This is a genomic window from Wukongibacter baidiensis (assembly GCF_050888315.1).
In the GTDB taxonomy this organism is placed as follows: domain Bacteria; phylum Bacillota; class Clostridia; order Peptostreptococcales; family Caminicellaceae; genus Wukongibacter; species Wukongibacter baidiensis.
In genome coordinates, this window is the sequence record NZ_CP138202.1 from 50,889 (window position 1) to 65,287 (window position 14,399).

16 protein-coding genes are annotated in these 14,399 nt (G+C 32.0%); 13 read left to right on the forward strand and 3 right to left on the reverse strand.

What is annotated here, in order from left to right; all coding sequences use genetic code 11:
* The first annotated feature begins 77 nt into the window (after positions 1-77).
* The 7 genes from R9X47_RS00260 (at position 78) to R9X47_RS00290 (ending at position 5,944) form a co-directional block, all read left to right on the forward strand.
* A complete protein-coding gene (locus tag R9X47_RS00260) occupies positions 78-401 on the forward strand; it encodes a PadR family transcriptional regulator (RefSeq protein WP_432664656.1) in 324 nt (107 codons plus the stop codon).
* Entirely contained in the window at positions 394-1,713 is a 1,320-nt protein-coding gene (locus tag R9X47_RS00265) for a DUF2812 domain-containing protein (RefSeq protein ID WP_432664657.1), read from the forward strand. Before R9X47_RS00260 ends, R9X47_RS00265 begins: the two co-directional genes overlap by 8 nt.
* 72 nt (positions 1,714-1,785) lie before the next feature.
* The gene (locus tag R9X47_RS00270; RefSeq protein WP_432664658.1) at positions 1,786-2,766 is read left to right on the forward strand and encodes a hypothetical protein; all 981 of its coding nucleotides are present in this window, start codon (positions 1,786-1,788) and stop codon (positions 2,764-2,766) included.
* A 104-nt stretch (positions 2,767-2,870) separates the two neighbouring features.
* Entirely contained in the window at positions 2,871-3,248 is a 378-nt protein-coding gene (locus tag R9X47_RS00275; protein WP_432664659.1) for a hypothetical protein, read from the forward strand.
* A 299-nt stretch (positions 3,249-3,547) separates the two neighbouring features.
* The gene (locus R9X47_RS00280; protein ID WP_432664660.1) at positions 3,548-3,931 is read left to right on the forward strand and encodes a hypothetical protein; all 384 of its coding nucleotides are present in this window, start codon (positions 3,548-3,550) and stop codon (positions 3,929-3,931) included.
* Positions 3,932-3,978: 47 nt separating this feature from the next.
* Positions 3,979-4,476, forward strand: a complete 498-nt coding sequence (locus R9X47_RS00285) for a GNAT family N-acetyltransferase (protein ID WP_432664661.1) — start codon at positions 3,979-3,981, stop codon at positions 4,474-4,476.
* A gap of 427 nt (positions 4,477-4,903) precedes the next feature.
* Positions 4,904-5,944 (forward strand): MBL fold metallo-hydrolase, encoded by a 1,041-nt coding sequence (locus tag R9X47_RS00290; protein WP_432664662.1) that lies wholly within the window; start codon positions 4,904-4,906, stop codon positions 5,942-5,944.
* A 103-nt stretch (positions 5,945-6,047) separates the two neighbouring features.
* Here the strand turns inward: R9X47_RS00290 and R9X47_RS00295 are convergent, their stop codons facing one another.
* Positions 6,048-6,245 carry a hypothetical protein gene (locus R9X47_RS00295; RefSeq protein WP_432664663.1) on the reverse strand — a complete coding sequence of 66 codons (198 nt, stop codon included), beginning with the start codon at positions 6,243-6,245 and terminating at the stop codon, positions 6,048-6,050.
* A gap of 246 nt (positions 6,246-6,491) precedes the next feature.
* Entirely contained in the window at positions 6,492-7,070 is a 579-nt protein-coding gene (locus R9X47_RS00300; protein ID WP_432664664.1) for a TRADD-N-associated membrane domain-containing protein, read from the reverse strand.
* A 271-nt stretch (positions 7,071-7,341) separates the two neighbouring features.
* Here R9X47_RS00300 and R9X47_RS00305 point away from each other — a divergent pair, with 271 nt between their 5' ends.
* Positions 7,342-8,811 (forward strand): C69 family dipeptidase, encoded by a 1,470-nt coding sequence (locus tag R9X47_RS00305; RefSeq protein WP_432664665.1) that lies wholly within the window; start codon positions 7,342-7,344, stop codon positions 8,809-8,811.
* Between the two features lie 238 nt (positions 8,812-9,049).
* Complete coding sequence (locus R9X47_RS00310) at positions 9,050-9,499, forward strand: hypothetical protein (protein WP_432664666.1); 450 nt, start codon at positions 9,050-9,052, stop codon at positions 9,497-9,499.
* An 81-nt stretch (positions 9,500-9,580) separates the two neighbouring features.
* On the opposite strand, the gene R9X47_RS00315 is transcribed toward R9X47_RS00310, so the two are convergent.
* On the reverse strand, positions 9,581-9,724 hold the full coding sequence (locus tag R9X47_RS00315; protein ID WP_432664667.1) for a hypothetical protein: 144 nt from the start codon (positions 9,722-9,724) through the stop codon (positions 9,581-9,583).
* A 433-nt stretch (positions 9,725-10,157) separates the two neighbouring features.
* Here R9X47_RS00315 and R9X47_RS00320 point away from each other — a divergent pair, with 433 nt between their 5' ends.
* The 4 genes from R9X47_RS00320 to R9X47_RS00335 all read left to right on the forward strand — a co-directional run bounded on the left by R9X47_RS00320 (position 10,158) and on the right by R9X47_RS00335 (position 14,395).
* Positions 10,158-10,382, forward strand: coding sequence for a hypothetical protein (locus R9X47_RS00320; protein WP_432664668.1), 225 nt, complete (start codon positions 10,158-10,160; stop codon positions 10,380-10,382).
* A 180-nt stretch (positions 10,383-10,562) separates the two neighbouring features.
* The gene (locus R9X47_RS00325) at positions 10,563-12,383 is read left to right on the forward strand and encodes a diguanylate cyclase (protein WP_432664669.1); all 1,821 of its coding nucleotides are present in this window, start codon (positions 10,563-10,565) and stop codon (positions 12,381-12,383) included.
* Between the two features lie 219 nt (positions 12,384-12,602).
* Positions 12,603-13,178, forward strand: coding sequence for a TetR/AcrR family transcriptional regulator (locus R9X47_RS00330; protein ID WP_432664671.1), 576 nt, complete (start codon positions 12,603-12,605; stop codon positions 13,176-13,178).
* Between the two features lie 86 nt (positions 13,179-13,264).
* The gene (locus R9X47_RS00335) at positions 13,265-14,395 is read left to right on the forward strand and encodes an efflux RND transporter periplasmic adaptor subunit (protein ID WP_432664672.1); all 1,131 of its coding nucleotides are present in this window, start codon (positions 13,265-13,267) and stop codon (positions 14,393-14,395) included.
* Positions 14,396-14,399 lie beyond the last annotated feature (4 nt).

A 14,399-nucleotide genomic window follows, 5' to 3' on the forward strand; every position in this document is an offset into this window, starting at 1 on the left:
TTTTTTTCTTGTTATATATCGATACTTGATATATACTGAGTATTGATATAACGAATATCGATATAAAAGGAGGTAGCATGGCAAGACAGCAGTTACAAAACTTAACTGAACCGATGTATTATATCTTATTGACTTTAACTACTCCAAATCATGGATATGCCATCATGAAAAGAGTGGCGGAAATGACAAAGGAGAGGGTAAGGGTAGGAGCTGGAACATTATACTCACTATTATCTAGATTTGAAAAGGAAGGTATAGTGCATTGCGTAGATAATGAGGGGAAACGGAAGATATACAAGATTACGGATAAAGGTATGGAATTACTTTTAACTGAACACAGAAGATTAATTAATCTAGTTGAAGACGGAAATAAAGTTTTAAAGGGAGATAAGAATGGATAAATTGACAAAGAAAGTTATTCGTGTGATAACTATCGTAGATTATAAAACCCTAGAGAAGTATTTTGAAGATATGGCCCTTAGGGGTTGGCTTATAGAAAAGTATAATACCTTTACGATGGAATTTAGAAAAATAGAACCTACAAAATATAAGTTTAATGTTAGTCTTTTTTATAATACTTTGCCTTTTGATTATCCAGATGAAGAAGGGACTAAGAGTTATCAAGAACTATGTGAAGAGTCAGGTTGGATCCTTGCAACAAGCACTAAAGTATTTCAGATTTTCTATGTGCCAGCTGAAGAGAACCCTATACCAATACATACTGATCCTATGGAGGAATACAGAATTATTAAATCTACTTACTTTAAAACGGAATTCATAAGCCTACTTAGTCTATTGTTGGTATCTCTGTCGGGATTGCTGAATATAGCTAGGTTTGACTATACTAGCCTTTACAGTAATATGTACCTATGGAGTATGCTTACTCCACTGATTATGCTTATATTTGCTTCACCAGCTATATATTCAATAGTTTATCTAATAAAGGCAAAAAAGAGTGTGAAAAGTGGTGGAGATTTACCTGAGACATCCTATAGGTTTGCGAAAGTTAGAGGAAATGGTATGCTACTTTTAGCTTTAATATATCTTATTTTAACTATCTTAATAGTCATACTAGAGCCGGCATTAAATCACAGCAGATACATTTCCCTTCTAGCTTTTTTACCTGCAATATTTGGGGGTATCCTAGGACTATGGTATGTAAAATTTGTAAAAAGAAAAAAGCGTTCTAGAAGAAAAAATATAGTTGTATTTATGGCATTACTAGTTATGACTATTGTAGTGTCAACAAGCTTGATTTTTACATTGATAGGCAGAGTTGTTGCAAAAACAGATGATAGCTATGGGCTTGATCCAAGAAATTACAAAGCTATCACCTTATCAGATTTAGGTATATACAAGAATATTGAGAGAGACCACCTATGGGAAAGAGGGAGTATATTTGTGCCTGTATATTTCCACTATTATGAGAGGTCAGGTAAAACAAGTATTAGCACCGAATATATAAGGGCAAGAAATGAAAAAATATCTAGTTACATCTATGAGGAAATACTAAAAGAATATCAGGATAAGTCATATAAACATGTATTTAAGGGAGATAATAAAATATGGAGAGCCGATAGGATTCACTATTTAGATGATGATTACGATAATGTTATTATAAGAAAAGGAAATATTATAGTGGTTTTAGAAGGAGACTTTGATTTTTCAGATTCCAAGGTGATAGAAGTGTGTAGGGATTTGCTAAAGGAGTAGTACTAACTTTATGATAAAGTAGACTAATGGAGAACCTCCTAATTGACATTTGATAGATTGTGAGGTACGTAAATGATGAAATTCCTTAATAATAAGCAACTTATACTTATAGTAAAATGGTTTGCGGCTGCTTGTGCTGTGATTTTGCTTATAGCTTCATCTTTGGGCTTATGGTTAATCGAAGATACAGTTACTGGCGATTACTTAATACCAGGATTTGTAGCATATATCTTCATATTTTTATTTTTTTTATTGCCGCTAATTAAATATACTTTGATAAATAAAGATGAAAGTGCAGAGCTCGAATATAAATCTACATTCGTAGTACAGGGCGTTATAAGCATACTATTAGTCTACTCATCATACATGACATTTGTTTTTGAAAGCAGAAATACAGGTCTGTGGCTTTGGAGTTTACTAATCTCGGTGCTGATACTTGTTGTGATAGATATTGTTAGAATTGCATTAAAAGAGAAGAGTAAATGCCCAGCAAAATTAGACAGAAATAAGGTGTCCAGTTTTATTAATAGAATCATAATGCATGGCAGTTTAATAGTTTTAATGTTATTATTTATTAGCAAGATATATGATACTTCTAAAGTAGTGGATTTAGATAATATAAAATCACCAATAGAAATTTTTGTAGTAAAGATGGATGCAAATAAAAAGGGCTTTAAGAGTATAGTAGATAGAGTTAATGTAAGTGATTTAAATACAATTGAAGATATGATTGACGAGATTAAAGAGAATAAAAAAGTAGAAAATCTTAGAGGTGCTAGGAATATAGACTTTGAGAAATCCTATAGAAAAAGCGATTTCTATTATTGGGTAATACCGTCTTATGGCGAATATATAAAGGAAAAGACTCTAGATAAAGGTTATTTTAATAATATAACTATTCAACCCAATGGATATGTAGTAATTGAAGAAGAAAGACATCCAGCTAGGATTTATAAGAATCATTATTTGAGATATAAGATTGTGCTTTCACAAAGTAATATAGATAAAATAATACAGCAAGCATTTAAATCTAATAAAGAAGATTTAAATTGATATATATTCCCACAATATCTGGTGTATGTGTAATCCCAAGGAAAAATATGGTATAATTATTACTACAGATGGGATTACGATGGTAAAAGATCTGGGGGTATTCAATGTATACTATATGGTTAGTAATTAATTATGCAATAGCATTAGTCGGTGCATTTTTGCTGATTAGAAATCTATTTACTACTTTAAAAGGTAAAAGGATATTTTTGAATATTATAATTATGGTAGTTCTATACGTACTAGCAATGATCATTGCATTCGATGCCTCTAAATTTGCTCATATGGCGGACTTATATCCTAATGAATATGCAGAAGCTGGCTTATCACAGATGCCTATCATTCTAAGGGATATAGTAGCTATAAGCTTTATTATTGTAGCGCAATATGTAAAAAAGACAATTGATAAAAGAATAGATGAAGAAGTTAAAGAGAATCAAAAAAAGGAAAGCACTAAAATGTGGAAGAACTTTTTTAATGACTAAAAAGTCTGCCAATGGAAAGTATGAGAAATTGAGATAGAATTAATGTATGTTAAAAAAGCAAAAGGAAAGAAGTTCTGCCTATTGCTTTTATTTTTTTACTTAAATGCAGAAAAGATGACTAGGCTTGACTTAAGATGGTTAACATAATATTTTTAATGTCAACCAATCCTTTACTGATGGCATTGTAGACAGAAGAAAATCTGATAAAAAAGGAATATAATAATATTCATAGAAGTATTAGATATGAATAAAAATGGAGGTAGAAAATATAATGCTAATAGAAAGGAGGGTTATGAACTATGATAATGGTCATAACAAAAGTCGCTTTAGTTCTAATTAGTATATATTTTTTTATTTCTTTGATAAGTTTTGTATATGTTGATTTAAAGATTAAAAGAAATAAAATTCAGGCAAAAAAAATATTTAATGACAAGGAATATGACATATATGTAAAGGTAAAAAAAGATTCATCTATAAAAAATATATTGAGAATGATGTTAGTTTGTCCTAGATTACTATTAAAGAGAAAGTCAAATACAGGAAAAGATAAATACGTTAATGGAGATAGCCATGGACATACAGTGACAGAATCTCATTCATGTAGTGGTATGGCAACACATTATATTAATCCTAATTTGAAGGAGCAAAGTAAGAATAGCAAGAATAAGGAGTTTTACAGATAAAAAGTAGGGATAAGGATTATACAAATCACATGGGAGGAAATAATGAAATGAATATATCTTTAAATAAAGCAGAATTGAAGGATGCAAAAACTATTCATGCTATGCAAATCAAGTCATTCATGCCTCTATTAGAAAAATATCAAGATTTTGAAACCAATCCGGCAAATGAGCCAATAGAAAAAGTAGTTAAAAGAATCATACAGCCATCTGCAGATTACTATATTATCAAAGGTGATGATATAGCTGTTGGCGGAATTAGAATAGTGAAAAGAGATAATAAATGTTATCGTGTCAGTCCTATTTTTATATTGCCAGAACACCAAGGCATAGGTATTGCACAAAAAGTTTTCCATATGATTGAACAGATATACTATGATGCAAGAAGCTGGGAGTTAGAAACTATATTACAGGAACAAGGAAATTGCTACCTATATGAAAAATTAGGTTATAAAACAACTGGGGAAACCCAAATTATAAACGATAAAATGACATTAGTATTTTATGAAAAGTACTTTGACGAGACTGTTGAAAAACTCTATGAATAACAAAGTATAAAAAGTTCTAAGAAAGTTATGGATATTCCAATTAATTTTGAGATATTATAGTAGCTTAAATCCAAGTAATGCGCTAAGCAATATACTAATTTGTCTTAAAGGTGCTATTAGACTTATGGGGGATAGTGTCATGGTGTAAAGAATAAGTAAATATTTATCAGTAACGGTGTAGAGTGAAACAATGAAGCCACAGAGTAGAGCATAAGCTATTGATGCTCTATTATTTTTGCCCTTAGAGAAGATAGTAAGAACAAATCACCCAAATAACTCAGAGAAAGAAGTTATACAAAAATTTATAGAGACTTCTATTTCAACACAAAAATATCACATTCTTTTGTTATCGTAATATTAAGCACCGTCAAAAAGGTAAGAGTATAAAGGAATTAGTGTGAAAATATTTTATAAAGAAAGGTGATATATGATGAAAAGACTAATTTTTCTATTTATAGCTACGGTACTTTTATTTACTGGTTGCACTAGTAATGCTATTGGTCAAGATAGCTCAAAGAGCTCAACAGATATGAGTAACTTCGGAAATAATCTGAATAGAGATATAAATCCTTCTATCAAAAGACCAAACTTTCTTAGAAATAACTTTGTGTCAGCAGATGATTTTAGTACAGTATTAATTGGGAGTGGGAGCCCTAACTCTCCCGAAGGTAGAGCATGTGCCAGTACATTGATTCAGTATAAGGGAAACTATTTTCTTGTAGATATGGGAAATGGGGCTCAGGATAGACTGGAGGAAGCTGGAATAAATCTAGGTAGTATAGAAACTTTGATGTTTACCCATCATCATCTGGATCATAATGAAGAATATTTTGCAGTTGCAATAAAAGGGTGGTTGAAAGGGAGAAGCCATCTAAATCTTATAGGAACTCCTGGAACAAAGGATTTGCATGAATTTTTAGTATCATTTTACAAAGAGGATATGGAATATAGAGCAAGCAAAAAGCCTTCATGGTCTTGGGATGGAATGGCATCAAATGTAGATATAATGGAAGTAAGTGGAGACAAGTCCTTTGAGTTAAATGGTGTAACCATAACTACTACAAAAGTGCCTCACTCAATACATACGCAGGCCTATCGATTTGATGCAGAAGACGAGTCCATCGTTATCTCTGGAGATTTAACCTATAGTGAAAACTTAATAAAACTTGCGAAGGATGCAGATGTGCTAGTTATGGATTCAGGAGCAGTTATTAAAAAGAGTGCTGTAGGTTTCAACAGTCAAAGCCAGAAATCTGAAAATGCTAAAAAGAAAAGGAAAAACAATAGTGATAATGCCCATGCATCATTGGAAGAGGTTGCGACTATGGCTCAAAAGGCAGGGGTGAAAAAGTTAGTACTGACCCATATTGGCGGAAATATTGACAAAGAAGCTGAAATAAATGAGATTAGTAAAATTTATACTGGAGAAGTAATTGTCGGTGAGGATCTTATGGAGGTTACTCCATAAATATCTATATTGGACAATAGACAACGAGTCAGGGAATAATATTCGCTGGCTCGTTATTTTTATGTAATGATTCTTTTAAGTTTGATTCTTACTCGACTTACACTTATATTTTAAGAAAAATTGCAATTAGTAAAGAAACTATTACGTGATCAATGTCTCCCTGAAAAAGAGAGATGATTGCACCAATAAAAAAGCCATAAGAAGTGTATTGTAGACAAAATTTAATGGGAACGCTATCTGTTTCTTCAAGTAAAGTATCTTGAAAAAAGTCTTCTGTAAATCTTTCAATAAATAATTTCATAGAACTTCCCCCTTGTAAATAGCAAATGCAAAACAATCATTTATAAGCTTATATAGATTTCGAAAACCCTAGCCAATTTTGGGGACTAATTTTGAAAAAATATTATAGTTTATATGATTATTTGATATCAACTGGAGGAAAGTTGAGAATTTGCTACAAAAAAAGCAAAGATGAAACAGGAACAGACACGTCAAAACAATCTGTTTCAAGTGAGTCTGTTCCTATTTCATATTGTGTGTGTACCTATTATGCAACCTTCGTAATATTTTTTACGATTTCATCAATAAGTTTAGAAAGAGCAGCATCCTTAGTAGATTGATCCTCAATATTATTAATTAGCTCTAATCCTATTTTTGCATTTTCAAATTTGCTTAAGTCCCTTTGGACCTTTTCCAGTTTATCGTTAGCTTTATTAGAAAATTTAAATAGTACTGCACTTATAAATTCTGAGAGGATACCGGCTATACTAGATATAATTGTAATCTGGATCTTGTTTAGATAAATAAAGAATATGCCGACAAAAATTAAAATGATACCTATAAAAACCGCTAACAATGCACAATTATATGCTAACTTAGCTTGTCTTAGGATTTCCTCACGAATAGCTTCAATGCTGTCAATCGTATTTTCTAAAGCTCCAATAGATTCATTCTCATCGAGGTCATTAATATCTTTCTCTGTTAAATATAAGTTGGAGTCCTCATGAAGTAGGTCATCATTGGACTCGTACTCTCTATCCTTAATTATTCTACGAACACTAGAATCTAGAATATCCGATGCAACAGTAGTTAATAATGTTGAAGCAACGGCATTTACAATCCCCATAATATCACCTTTCTTACTTTATTTCGTTAAAAAAGATATAACTTTTTGTTGCCTGATTCAAATTACTATTCTACATATCATATTAAATTCCTTTTAAGTCAACAAAAATAGTGCGAAATCGACAGGGATAAATAAAGAGCTTTTAGTATAATGACGAACCTAATACTCTTTCACAAAATAACAAAAATAATATCTAGAAGGAGTTTTCTAGGCAGTATAGAATTTTTTTAATTAGGGGATAGATTTCCTAAATAATTAAAGGGGGAGAGATATGATGATTAGTAAAAGAAAAAGAGCAAAGAGGTTAACTGCTATTGTAGTAACAATTATTTTAATGCTTAGTTTATGTACCAATGCGCTTGCTTGCACCACTGTTATCGTCGGTAAAGAGGCATCAGATGATGGATCAGTAATAATATCGCGTAACGAAGATTATGCTGGTGCGTGGGCTAAAAGATTTATAGTAGTACCAAGAAGAGAGTACAAGGATGGCGAGAAGTTAAAGTCACTTTATAATGGATTTGAAATTGAAAGAGCAAAGGTTGAATATAAGTACACTGCAATGCCTGACTGGGATCTCTCTGAGGGAAGATTTTATGCAGCGGGAATTAATGAATATAATGTTAGTGTAACTGCCACAAACACCCATAGAGCGAATGAAAAGGCTGAGGCCACAGACCCCTTCAATAAAGATGGAATAGGAGAGCCTATTATAGTTCCACTACTACTTCCAAGAATTCAAACTGCGAAGGATGGAGTAGATTTATTTGGTAAAATGATAGAAGAATATGGAGCTGATGGGGCCTATGGAATAGTTATAGCAGATAAGAACGAGGCGTGGTATTTAGAAGTTGGGTCAGGCCATCGTTGGGTAGCCGTAAGGGTACCAGATGATAAAACATTAGTTGTTGCTAATGAGCTCAGAATTGATAAAGTAGATTTAAGTGATACTAGTAACTATAAAGGTTCTAAAGACCTAATCACTTTTGCCGAGGAAAATGGTTTATATGATAAAGAGAAGGAAGAATTTGATTTTGCTAAGGCATATGGTGTAGTTGGACATAAGGCAAATACCCGTAGAGTTTGGTGGGGACAACATCTATTAACTCCATCAGTTAAACAGAATCCTGAGGATGAAAGATATCCTTTATTTACAACTCCTGATCAAAAGGTGAGTGTAAAGGATGTTATGAATATCTTGAGATCCCATATGTCTGGCACTAAGTATGACCCTGATACAGAGTCCGGTAAAGGAGAAAGAGCAATAGGTGTTCCAGCAACAGTAGAGTCCCATGTCATTCAATTAAGAGATGATCTTCCTGAGGAAATAGCTGGTCTTCAATGGATATGTTTTGGAGGACAAAGGTTCAATACCTATCTTCCATTTTATGGTGGGATAACAGATACACCAGAGCCATACAAGAAGGGAACAGATGTTTTTGATGAAGAATCTGCTTATTGGACATTTAGATCAGTTGCAGCTTTAGGAGAAATGGACATCGAAAAATATGGTAAATATATCGCTGGTTACTGGGATGACTACGAAAACCAATTAATTACTCAACAAACAGCAATAGATGATGCTATAGTTAAGCTTTATAAAGAGGACAAGGAAGCAGCCCTCAAATTGATAAATGACTATTGTCATGGTATAGCTATTAAGGCTATAGAAGATGCAAAACAGCTTAAAAGAGATGTAATTACTCGTATGGCTGAGCATAGAGCATTAGAGAATAAATAGAGATTAAAAAAGTTATAGCATTAAAAGAAATCCGAGGTGAAAAGCTTCGGATTTTTTTTGTATTAAAGAAAAATCGTATTTAGTGAAATTCAACAAATAAAGTTAAAGGATTTTTACAAAAATCGCCTAATTAATAAAAGGTCAGTAAAAATTTGATTTTATAATATATACGAAAAATCTAGACTTACTAGTGATTTAAATTTTCTTAAAGATAATAGCTTGAAACTGAGGTGGGATAATGATAATAGCATTTTTGATTTTCTTTACATTTGTCGGGTGCTTTGAATATTGGAAGTATAGAAAGAGACAAGCCAGGGAGGAAGCAGCTGTTTTTTTAAATATAGAGGGTAAAATTACTGAGAGTAAGATAATTAATAAACCATACTATTCTGGCATAGGGCGTGGTCATACAACTGTAAACAGCTATTTTATGCTTATATTTATAATCGAAAATGAGAATAGAGGGAAATATCAGGTAAAGGTAACCGACTCATGTAAATATGAAAACATCGATTCTGATGAATACTGGAGTAATGAAAGATGGATCGGAACAGAGATAAGATGGAAGGTTAAGAAATATCCTGAAGCAGATATATACGTTTTTGAAGAAAGTATACATCAAGTTTCTAGAGAAGAAAAAATTTTCTGGCAAGATGTAATGGATAAAAGAAGGAGCAATGCTGATTAAATTGTGCATCGATAGACAGATATAATGATATAAGTTAACAATAAAAAAGCAAAAGAGGAATTAGTTCCTCCTTTGCTTTTTTTATTCATCATCATCTAGCAAATCTTTTACCTGCTCAGTTACAGGTTCATCAACTATCTCAGAATTAATTTTAATGTGTCCCAAGGGTGTACCAATGGATTTTGTACGAGTCTTAGTTTTTCTCTTCTTTTTCTTCATATTCATCAATAAACCTCCTTAGAATTTAAATATACGAATATATTATTAGTTAAACTTTTAGATTTTATTTATAGATGTTCAACATTAAAAGTTAAGATAAATTTGCATGAAAACAATGAATGCTTCTAAATTTCTTCACAGGAATTTATTAAACCCTGAAGTTACATACCTATAGAGACATATAGATACATGCAAATGTATTTATTCACAACTTTATATTGTTAATAAATAAAGTTGTGGATTAATACATTGCTCCTATTTTCATATAGTATTTGCTTGAGGAATTTAATCACCTGTGGTAGGTCTTTGGCATAGTGTGTAGTGCCAAAAGGAAAGAACTGCTCAGATAACTCGAAATGAATTATGTACAAGTTGCGCATCTTGAGGACAATTGAATATAAATTTTAGAGAAAATTTTTATAAGAAAGTTGGAGAAATTATGAAGGGGACATGCGATAAAAAAGATGAGGTGATTGAAAGGCTATATGAGCACGAGATTAGAATCAGGGAACTTGAAATTAAAGAAGCACGAACTAGTGAGAGAATAGATGGACTTATAGGTAAGCTCGATAGCATGACTAATTGGATAAAAGCCTTAATAATGATGGGACTTACATCGCTAATCGGATTTCTCATTTGGTATATACAAAACCTAAAGAATTAATATGATTCATACTTCATAATAGTACATTCATTTCTAATTAGACTTTGAAACTTAGGTTTTAGGCTTTATTCCTATGCTATAATGGGTATAAGAAAAATAAGAATTGCTAACTATTTACAAATAAAATTCTAGTTTCTTTTAAATGAATTAAAATATGCAACGAGGAAGGAATAATAGAATATGAGAAAATCCCCCTTATACCTTAAATTAATAAATAGGATTTCACTTAGGCAGATAATAATAATACCTATTATTATAATATTGCTGTTTGGCGCTATAATAAGCTATACACAAATCTATAGCTTTGTTTCAAAGTATTCTGAGCGTGTGATTATAAAGAGTCAAAGTAGGATAAAGGATCAAATCTATAGTCATTTAGATAATTATTTTAAAGCGCCTGAATATATAAATTCATTGAATGCCAGCCTTGCTAAGAATGGACAACTTGATATAAAAGATGAAGGCAAGCTAGGTAAGATACTTTTGGATGAAGTAAAAAGTCATGCTAACGTTGACTACGCATATTTTGCAAACAATGAGGGGGGACTAGTTTCCTCAGGTTTATATAAAGGTGTAAATAGAATCTCCTATACTGAGGAGATGAAACAAGGTGCTTTTAAGGTATATGAGGCGGATGATGAAGGAAATATTATAGCTTTTATAAAGTCCATCGATGATTTCGACCCAAGAACTAGATCTTGGTATCAAGAAGCGAAAATTGAAGGTGAAGCATTCTGGACAGAGGTATACTCTGGTGCCCAGGAACCAGTATTAGGAATTAGTGCATCCTATCCACTTATCACTGAGTCTGGGGAAAAGATAGGTGTTTTCGGAACTGATGTTTTATTATCGCAAATGTCAAATTTTTTGCAAAACATGGAGATAAGTGACAATGGAGTGGTATGCTTAGTAGATTCTGAAGGCTTGATGATTGCATCATCTACAGATGAGGAACCATTTAAATATAAGGATGGATCTCAAAGTAGATTGTCGGCAGAGGAAAGCAGTAATGCGATAATTAGAGAGGGTTACAGATTACTTGTTGATCATAAAACTGAAAAAGGACCTAAGAACTTAAGAGGAAATGCTAGTATAATAGGTGACAACTATTATTTTGACATCAGTACATATTCTTATAATGATAAAATCAATTGGTACCTTTTGATAGCTGCACCTAGAAAGGACTTTCTTGGTGATATTGAAGTATTATTTTCAAATTTTAGTATGACATTTTTAGTTGTCATATTGTTTACATTGATATTAGGTATATACATATCGAGGTGGATATTAAAACCCATAAAGTCCCTGAATGATAGAGTAAATCAAGTGAAAAATGAAAATTGGGGAGTACAAATAGAGACGGACAGAAATGACGAACTAGGTCAGCTTACAAGGTCGTTTAATGAGATGTCAGCTAAAATAAAGGTATATTTAACAATGCTAAATAAGAAACAGGAAGAGCTTGAGTTTTTAAATACGAATTTAGAAGAGATTGTGGAGGAAAGAACTAAAGAACTAGAAGTATTAAGTACGACCGATGGTCTTACAAACATTTATAACAGAAGATTTCTAATAAAGACCCTAGAAAGAAATATCGAAGAATGTAAGAGGTATGGAAAAGCTCTATCGATAATAATCTTTGACATAGATCATTTTAAAAAAGTAAATGATACCTATGGGCATGCAGAAGGTGATACAACTCTGATTGAAGTATCCAGGTATTTAGATGATGCCATAAGAAGTGTAGATGTACTTGGAAGGTACGGTGGAGAAGAATTTATGATTATTTTACCAAACACTGGACTTGAAGATACCTATAGTGCAGCAGAAAGATTTAGACGTGAAATTAGCGAATTAACTATAGGCGACATGGGTATAAAGATTACAATTAGTGGAGGGGTTGCTGAATACGATGGAGGCTCTTTGATAGAACTTATTAAAAGAGCTGATAAAAATCTGTATAGGGCAAAAGAAAATGGAAGAAATAGAATTGAGAAGTAGATATTACTTTAGAAACTTGAACCTCGTTCTAAGAAAACTAAGGCTGATCTCATAAGATACTTTTATGAGTTCAGTCTATTTTTTTATGAAAATGGTAGCATTTAATTTCTAATTATATTTTCAAGGAGGTATTGACAAAAAACAGTAAAAGGTATAATCTGTTAATGTTGAAAGTAAGTACTTGCATTTTAATAGGAGGTGATGTAACTGAACAGTAAAATGTCCACAAAAGATAGGATACTTAATGCTTCAATAGATTTATTTTCTCAATACGGATATAAAGCAGTTACAACAAAACAGATAGCTCAGACTGCTTCCGTAAATGAAGTTACATTATTTAGACATTTTGGAACTAAGCAAAATATTTTAGAGGAAACGATTGATAAGTTTGTTTTTGAAGTTGCTGTAAAAGAAATGTTTGAGGAAGGAATTGTTTGGGATTTAGAAAAGGACTTACTATTTATTGCAAAAGCTCATAATGAAATCATGACTAGAAATAGAAAGATATTTCTGATAATGATTAAAGAGTTTAAAATTTTAGAGGATGAAGAAAAAAATCCTTTTATAAAATTCCCCAAAAAATTAATAGAACTTTTAATTAAATATTTTATAGAAATGCAAAATAGAGGTTTAGTAAAAAAAGATAATCCAGAAGCACAGGCCACGTCACTATTATTTATGAGTTTCGGTATAGCTATGGGTAGGTTGATCACCCGTGATGAGCTAGTAGAAGGTTCCTTTGATGAGTATCTATCATATGGAGTTAAAACACTTGTTAGAGGTTTAGCGCCCTAATATATTTTTTTTGATCACTGTGCAAGCAACTACTTGCATACATTGCAAACTCAGCAATAATCTTTTAAAAAATAGGAGGTAATGATATGGAGAATAAGTCGATGAAAAATACCAAAATAGTTGCAATACTTATTTTGGTTCTTGCAGTTGCAACTATAGGAACACTTTATTATTCAAGGGTAAATAAGACAGAGGCAGAAAATATAGTAAAGGCTAGACCTGTTAAGGCAATGAAAATAAAAGAAGAAATATATCCTATAACACTTGATTATATAGGCACTATTGATATCGAAGAGATAAAAAATATATCTTTTAAAGTTCCTGGAAAGATAAAAAAAATAGATGTTAGTGAAGGTGATTTTGTATCAAAGGGAATGGCTATAGCCAGTTTAGATGTAACTGACCTAAGCTTTAATTTAGATTCTGCTAAGGCTCAGATGAATGTGGCTAAGGCGAATCTTAATAGGGCTAAGGAGGATAGCCAATTTACACTAGACAATTACAATAAGATAAGTAAGTTACATAAGGATGGAGCTGTGTCGCAGCAGCAATTTGATGAAGCTGAGCTTAAGTTAAAGGTTAGTAGAGCATCCCTTGAGGCTGTAACTGCTCAGTATGAACAGGCTAAAGCAAACTATGAATCTATGAAGAATACCATAAGTGATGCAACAATTGTTGCCCATGAAGCTGGATATGTTGTTGATGTAATAAGCAAAGAAGGAGAAAATATTAATTCTGGAATGCCGGTTATTCTATTAAGGCCTGAAAAACAGATTATTAATGTTGGACTTTCACAAGAAGATGTAAAAAAAGTATCTATAGGCCAATCAGCTAAAGTAAAACTGGATGACTTTAATGGTGAAGGGAAAATATCAAACATAGATTATATACCTGATAAGCAGAGTAGAACCTATGAAACAGAAATTGAAATGATAAAAGAGTTTTCTCCGGAAGAATTTCTAATAGGATCAATTGCTAAGGTATCTATAAACATTAATGATAAAAAAGGTATTTGGATACCAATAAGAGTCCTAATGAGCGATGGTGAAGATTATGTCTATATAGTTGAAGGGGATAGAATTATTCGAAGGAATATTTTACTGCATCAGATTCACGAAAATAAGGTTTTAATTGATGGACTTGTAGAGGGTGAACTGCTTGTGACTGAGGGAATGAAATACGTTAAGGATGGATATCTAGTATATATAGAAGAGTAGGGAG

Bases quoted from the DNA above. Each gene is read 5' to 3' on its own strand.
- R9X47_RS00260 (WP_432664656.1), top strand. From the start codon at position 78: ATGGCAAGACAGCAGTTACAAAACTTAACTGAACCGATGTATTATATC.
- R9X47_RS00265 (WP_432664657.1), top strand. From the start codon at position 394: ATGGATAAATTGACAAAGAAAGTTATTCGTGTGATAACTATCGTAGAT.
- R9X47_RS00270 (WP_432664658.1), top strand. From the start codon at position 1,786: ATGATGAAATTCCTTAATAATAAGCAACTTATACTTATAGTAAAATGG.
- R9X47_RS00275 (WP_432664659.1), top strand. From the start codon at position 2,871: ATGTATACTATATGGTTAGTAATTAATTATGCAATAGCATTAGTCGGT.
- R9X47_RS00280 (WP_432664660.1), top strand. From the start codon at position 3,548: ATGATAATGGTCATAACAAAAGTCGCTTTAGTTCTAATTAGTATATAT.
- R9X47_RS00285 (WP_432664661.1), top strand. From the start codon at position 3,979: ATGAATATATCTTTAAATAAAGCAGAATTGAAGGATGCAAAAACTATT.
- R9X47_RS00290 (WP_432664662.1), top strand. From the start codon at position 4,904: ATGATGAAAAGACTAATTTTTCTATTTATAGCTACGGTACTTTTATTT.
- R9X47_RS00295 (WP_432664663.1), bottom strand. From the start codon at position 6,245: ATGAAATTATTTATTGAAAGATTTACAGAAGACTTTTTTCAAGATACT.
- R9X47_RS00300 (WP_432664664.1), bottom strand. From the start codon at position 7,070: ATGGGGATTGTAAATGCCGTTGCTTCAACATTATTAACTACTGTTGCA.
- R9X47_RS00305 (WP_432664665.1), top strand. From the start codon at position 7,342: ATGATGATTAGTAAAAGAAAAAGAGCAAAGAGGTTAACTGCTATTGTA.
- R9X47_RS00310 (WP_432664666.1), top strand. From the start codon at position 9,050: ATGATAATAGCATTTTTGATTTTCTTTACATTTGTCGGGTGCTTTGAA.
- R9X47_RS00315 (WP_432664667.1), bottom strand. From the start codon at position 9,724: ATGAATATGAAGAAAAAGAAGAGAAAAACTAAGACTCGTACAAAATCC.
- R9X47_RS00320 (WP_432664668.1), top strand. From the start codon at position 10,158: ATGAAGGGGACATGCGATAAAAAAGATGAGGTGATTGAAAGGCTATAT.
- R9X47_RS00325 (WP_432664669.1), top strand. From the start codon at position 10,563: ATGAGAAAATCCCCCTTATACCTTAAATTAATAAATAGGATTTCACTT.
- R9X47_RS00330 (WP_432664671.1), top strand. From the start codon at position 12,603: ATGTCCACAAAAGATAGGATACTTAATGCTTCAATAGATTTATTTTCT.
- R9X47_RS00335 (WP_432664672.1), top strand. From the start codon at position 13,265: ATGGAGAATAAGTCGATGAAAAATACCAAAATAGTTGCAATACTTATT.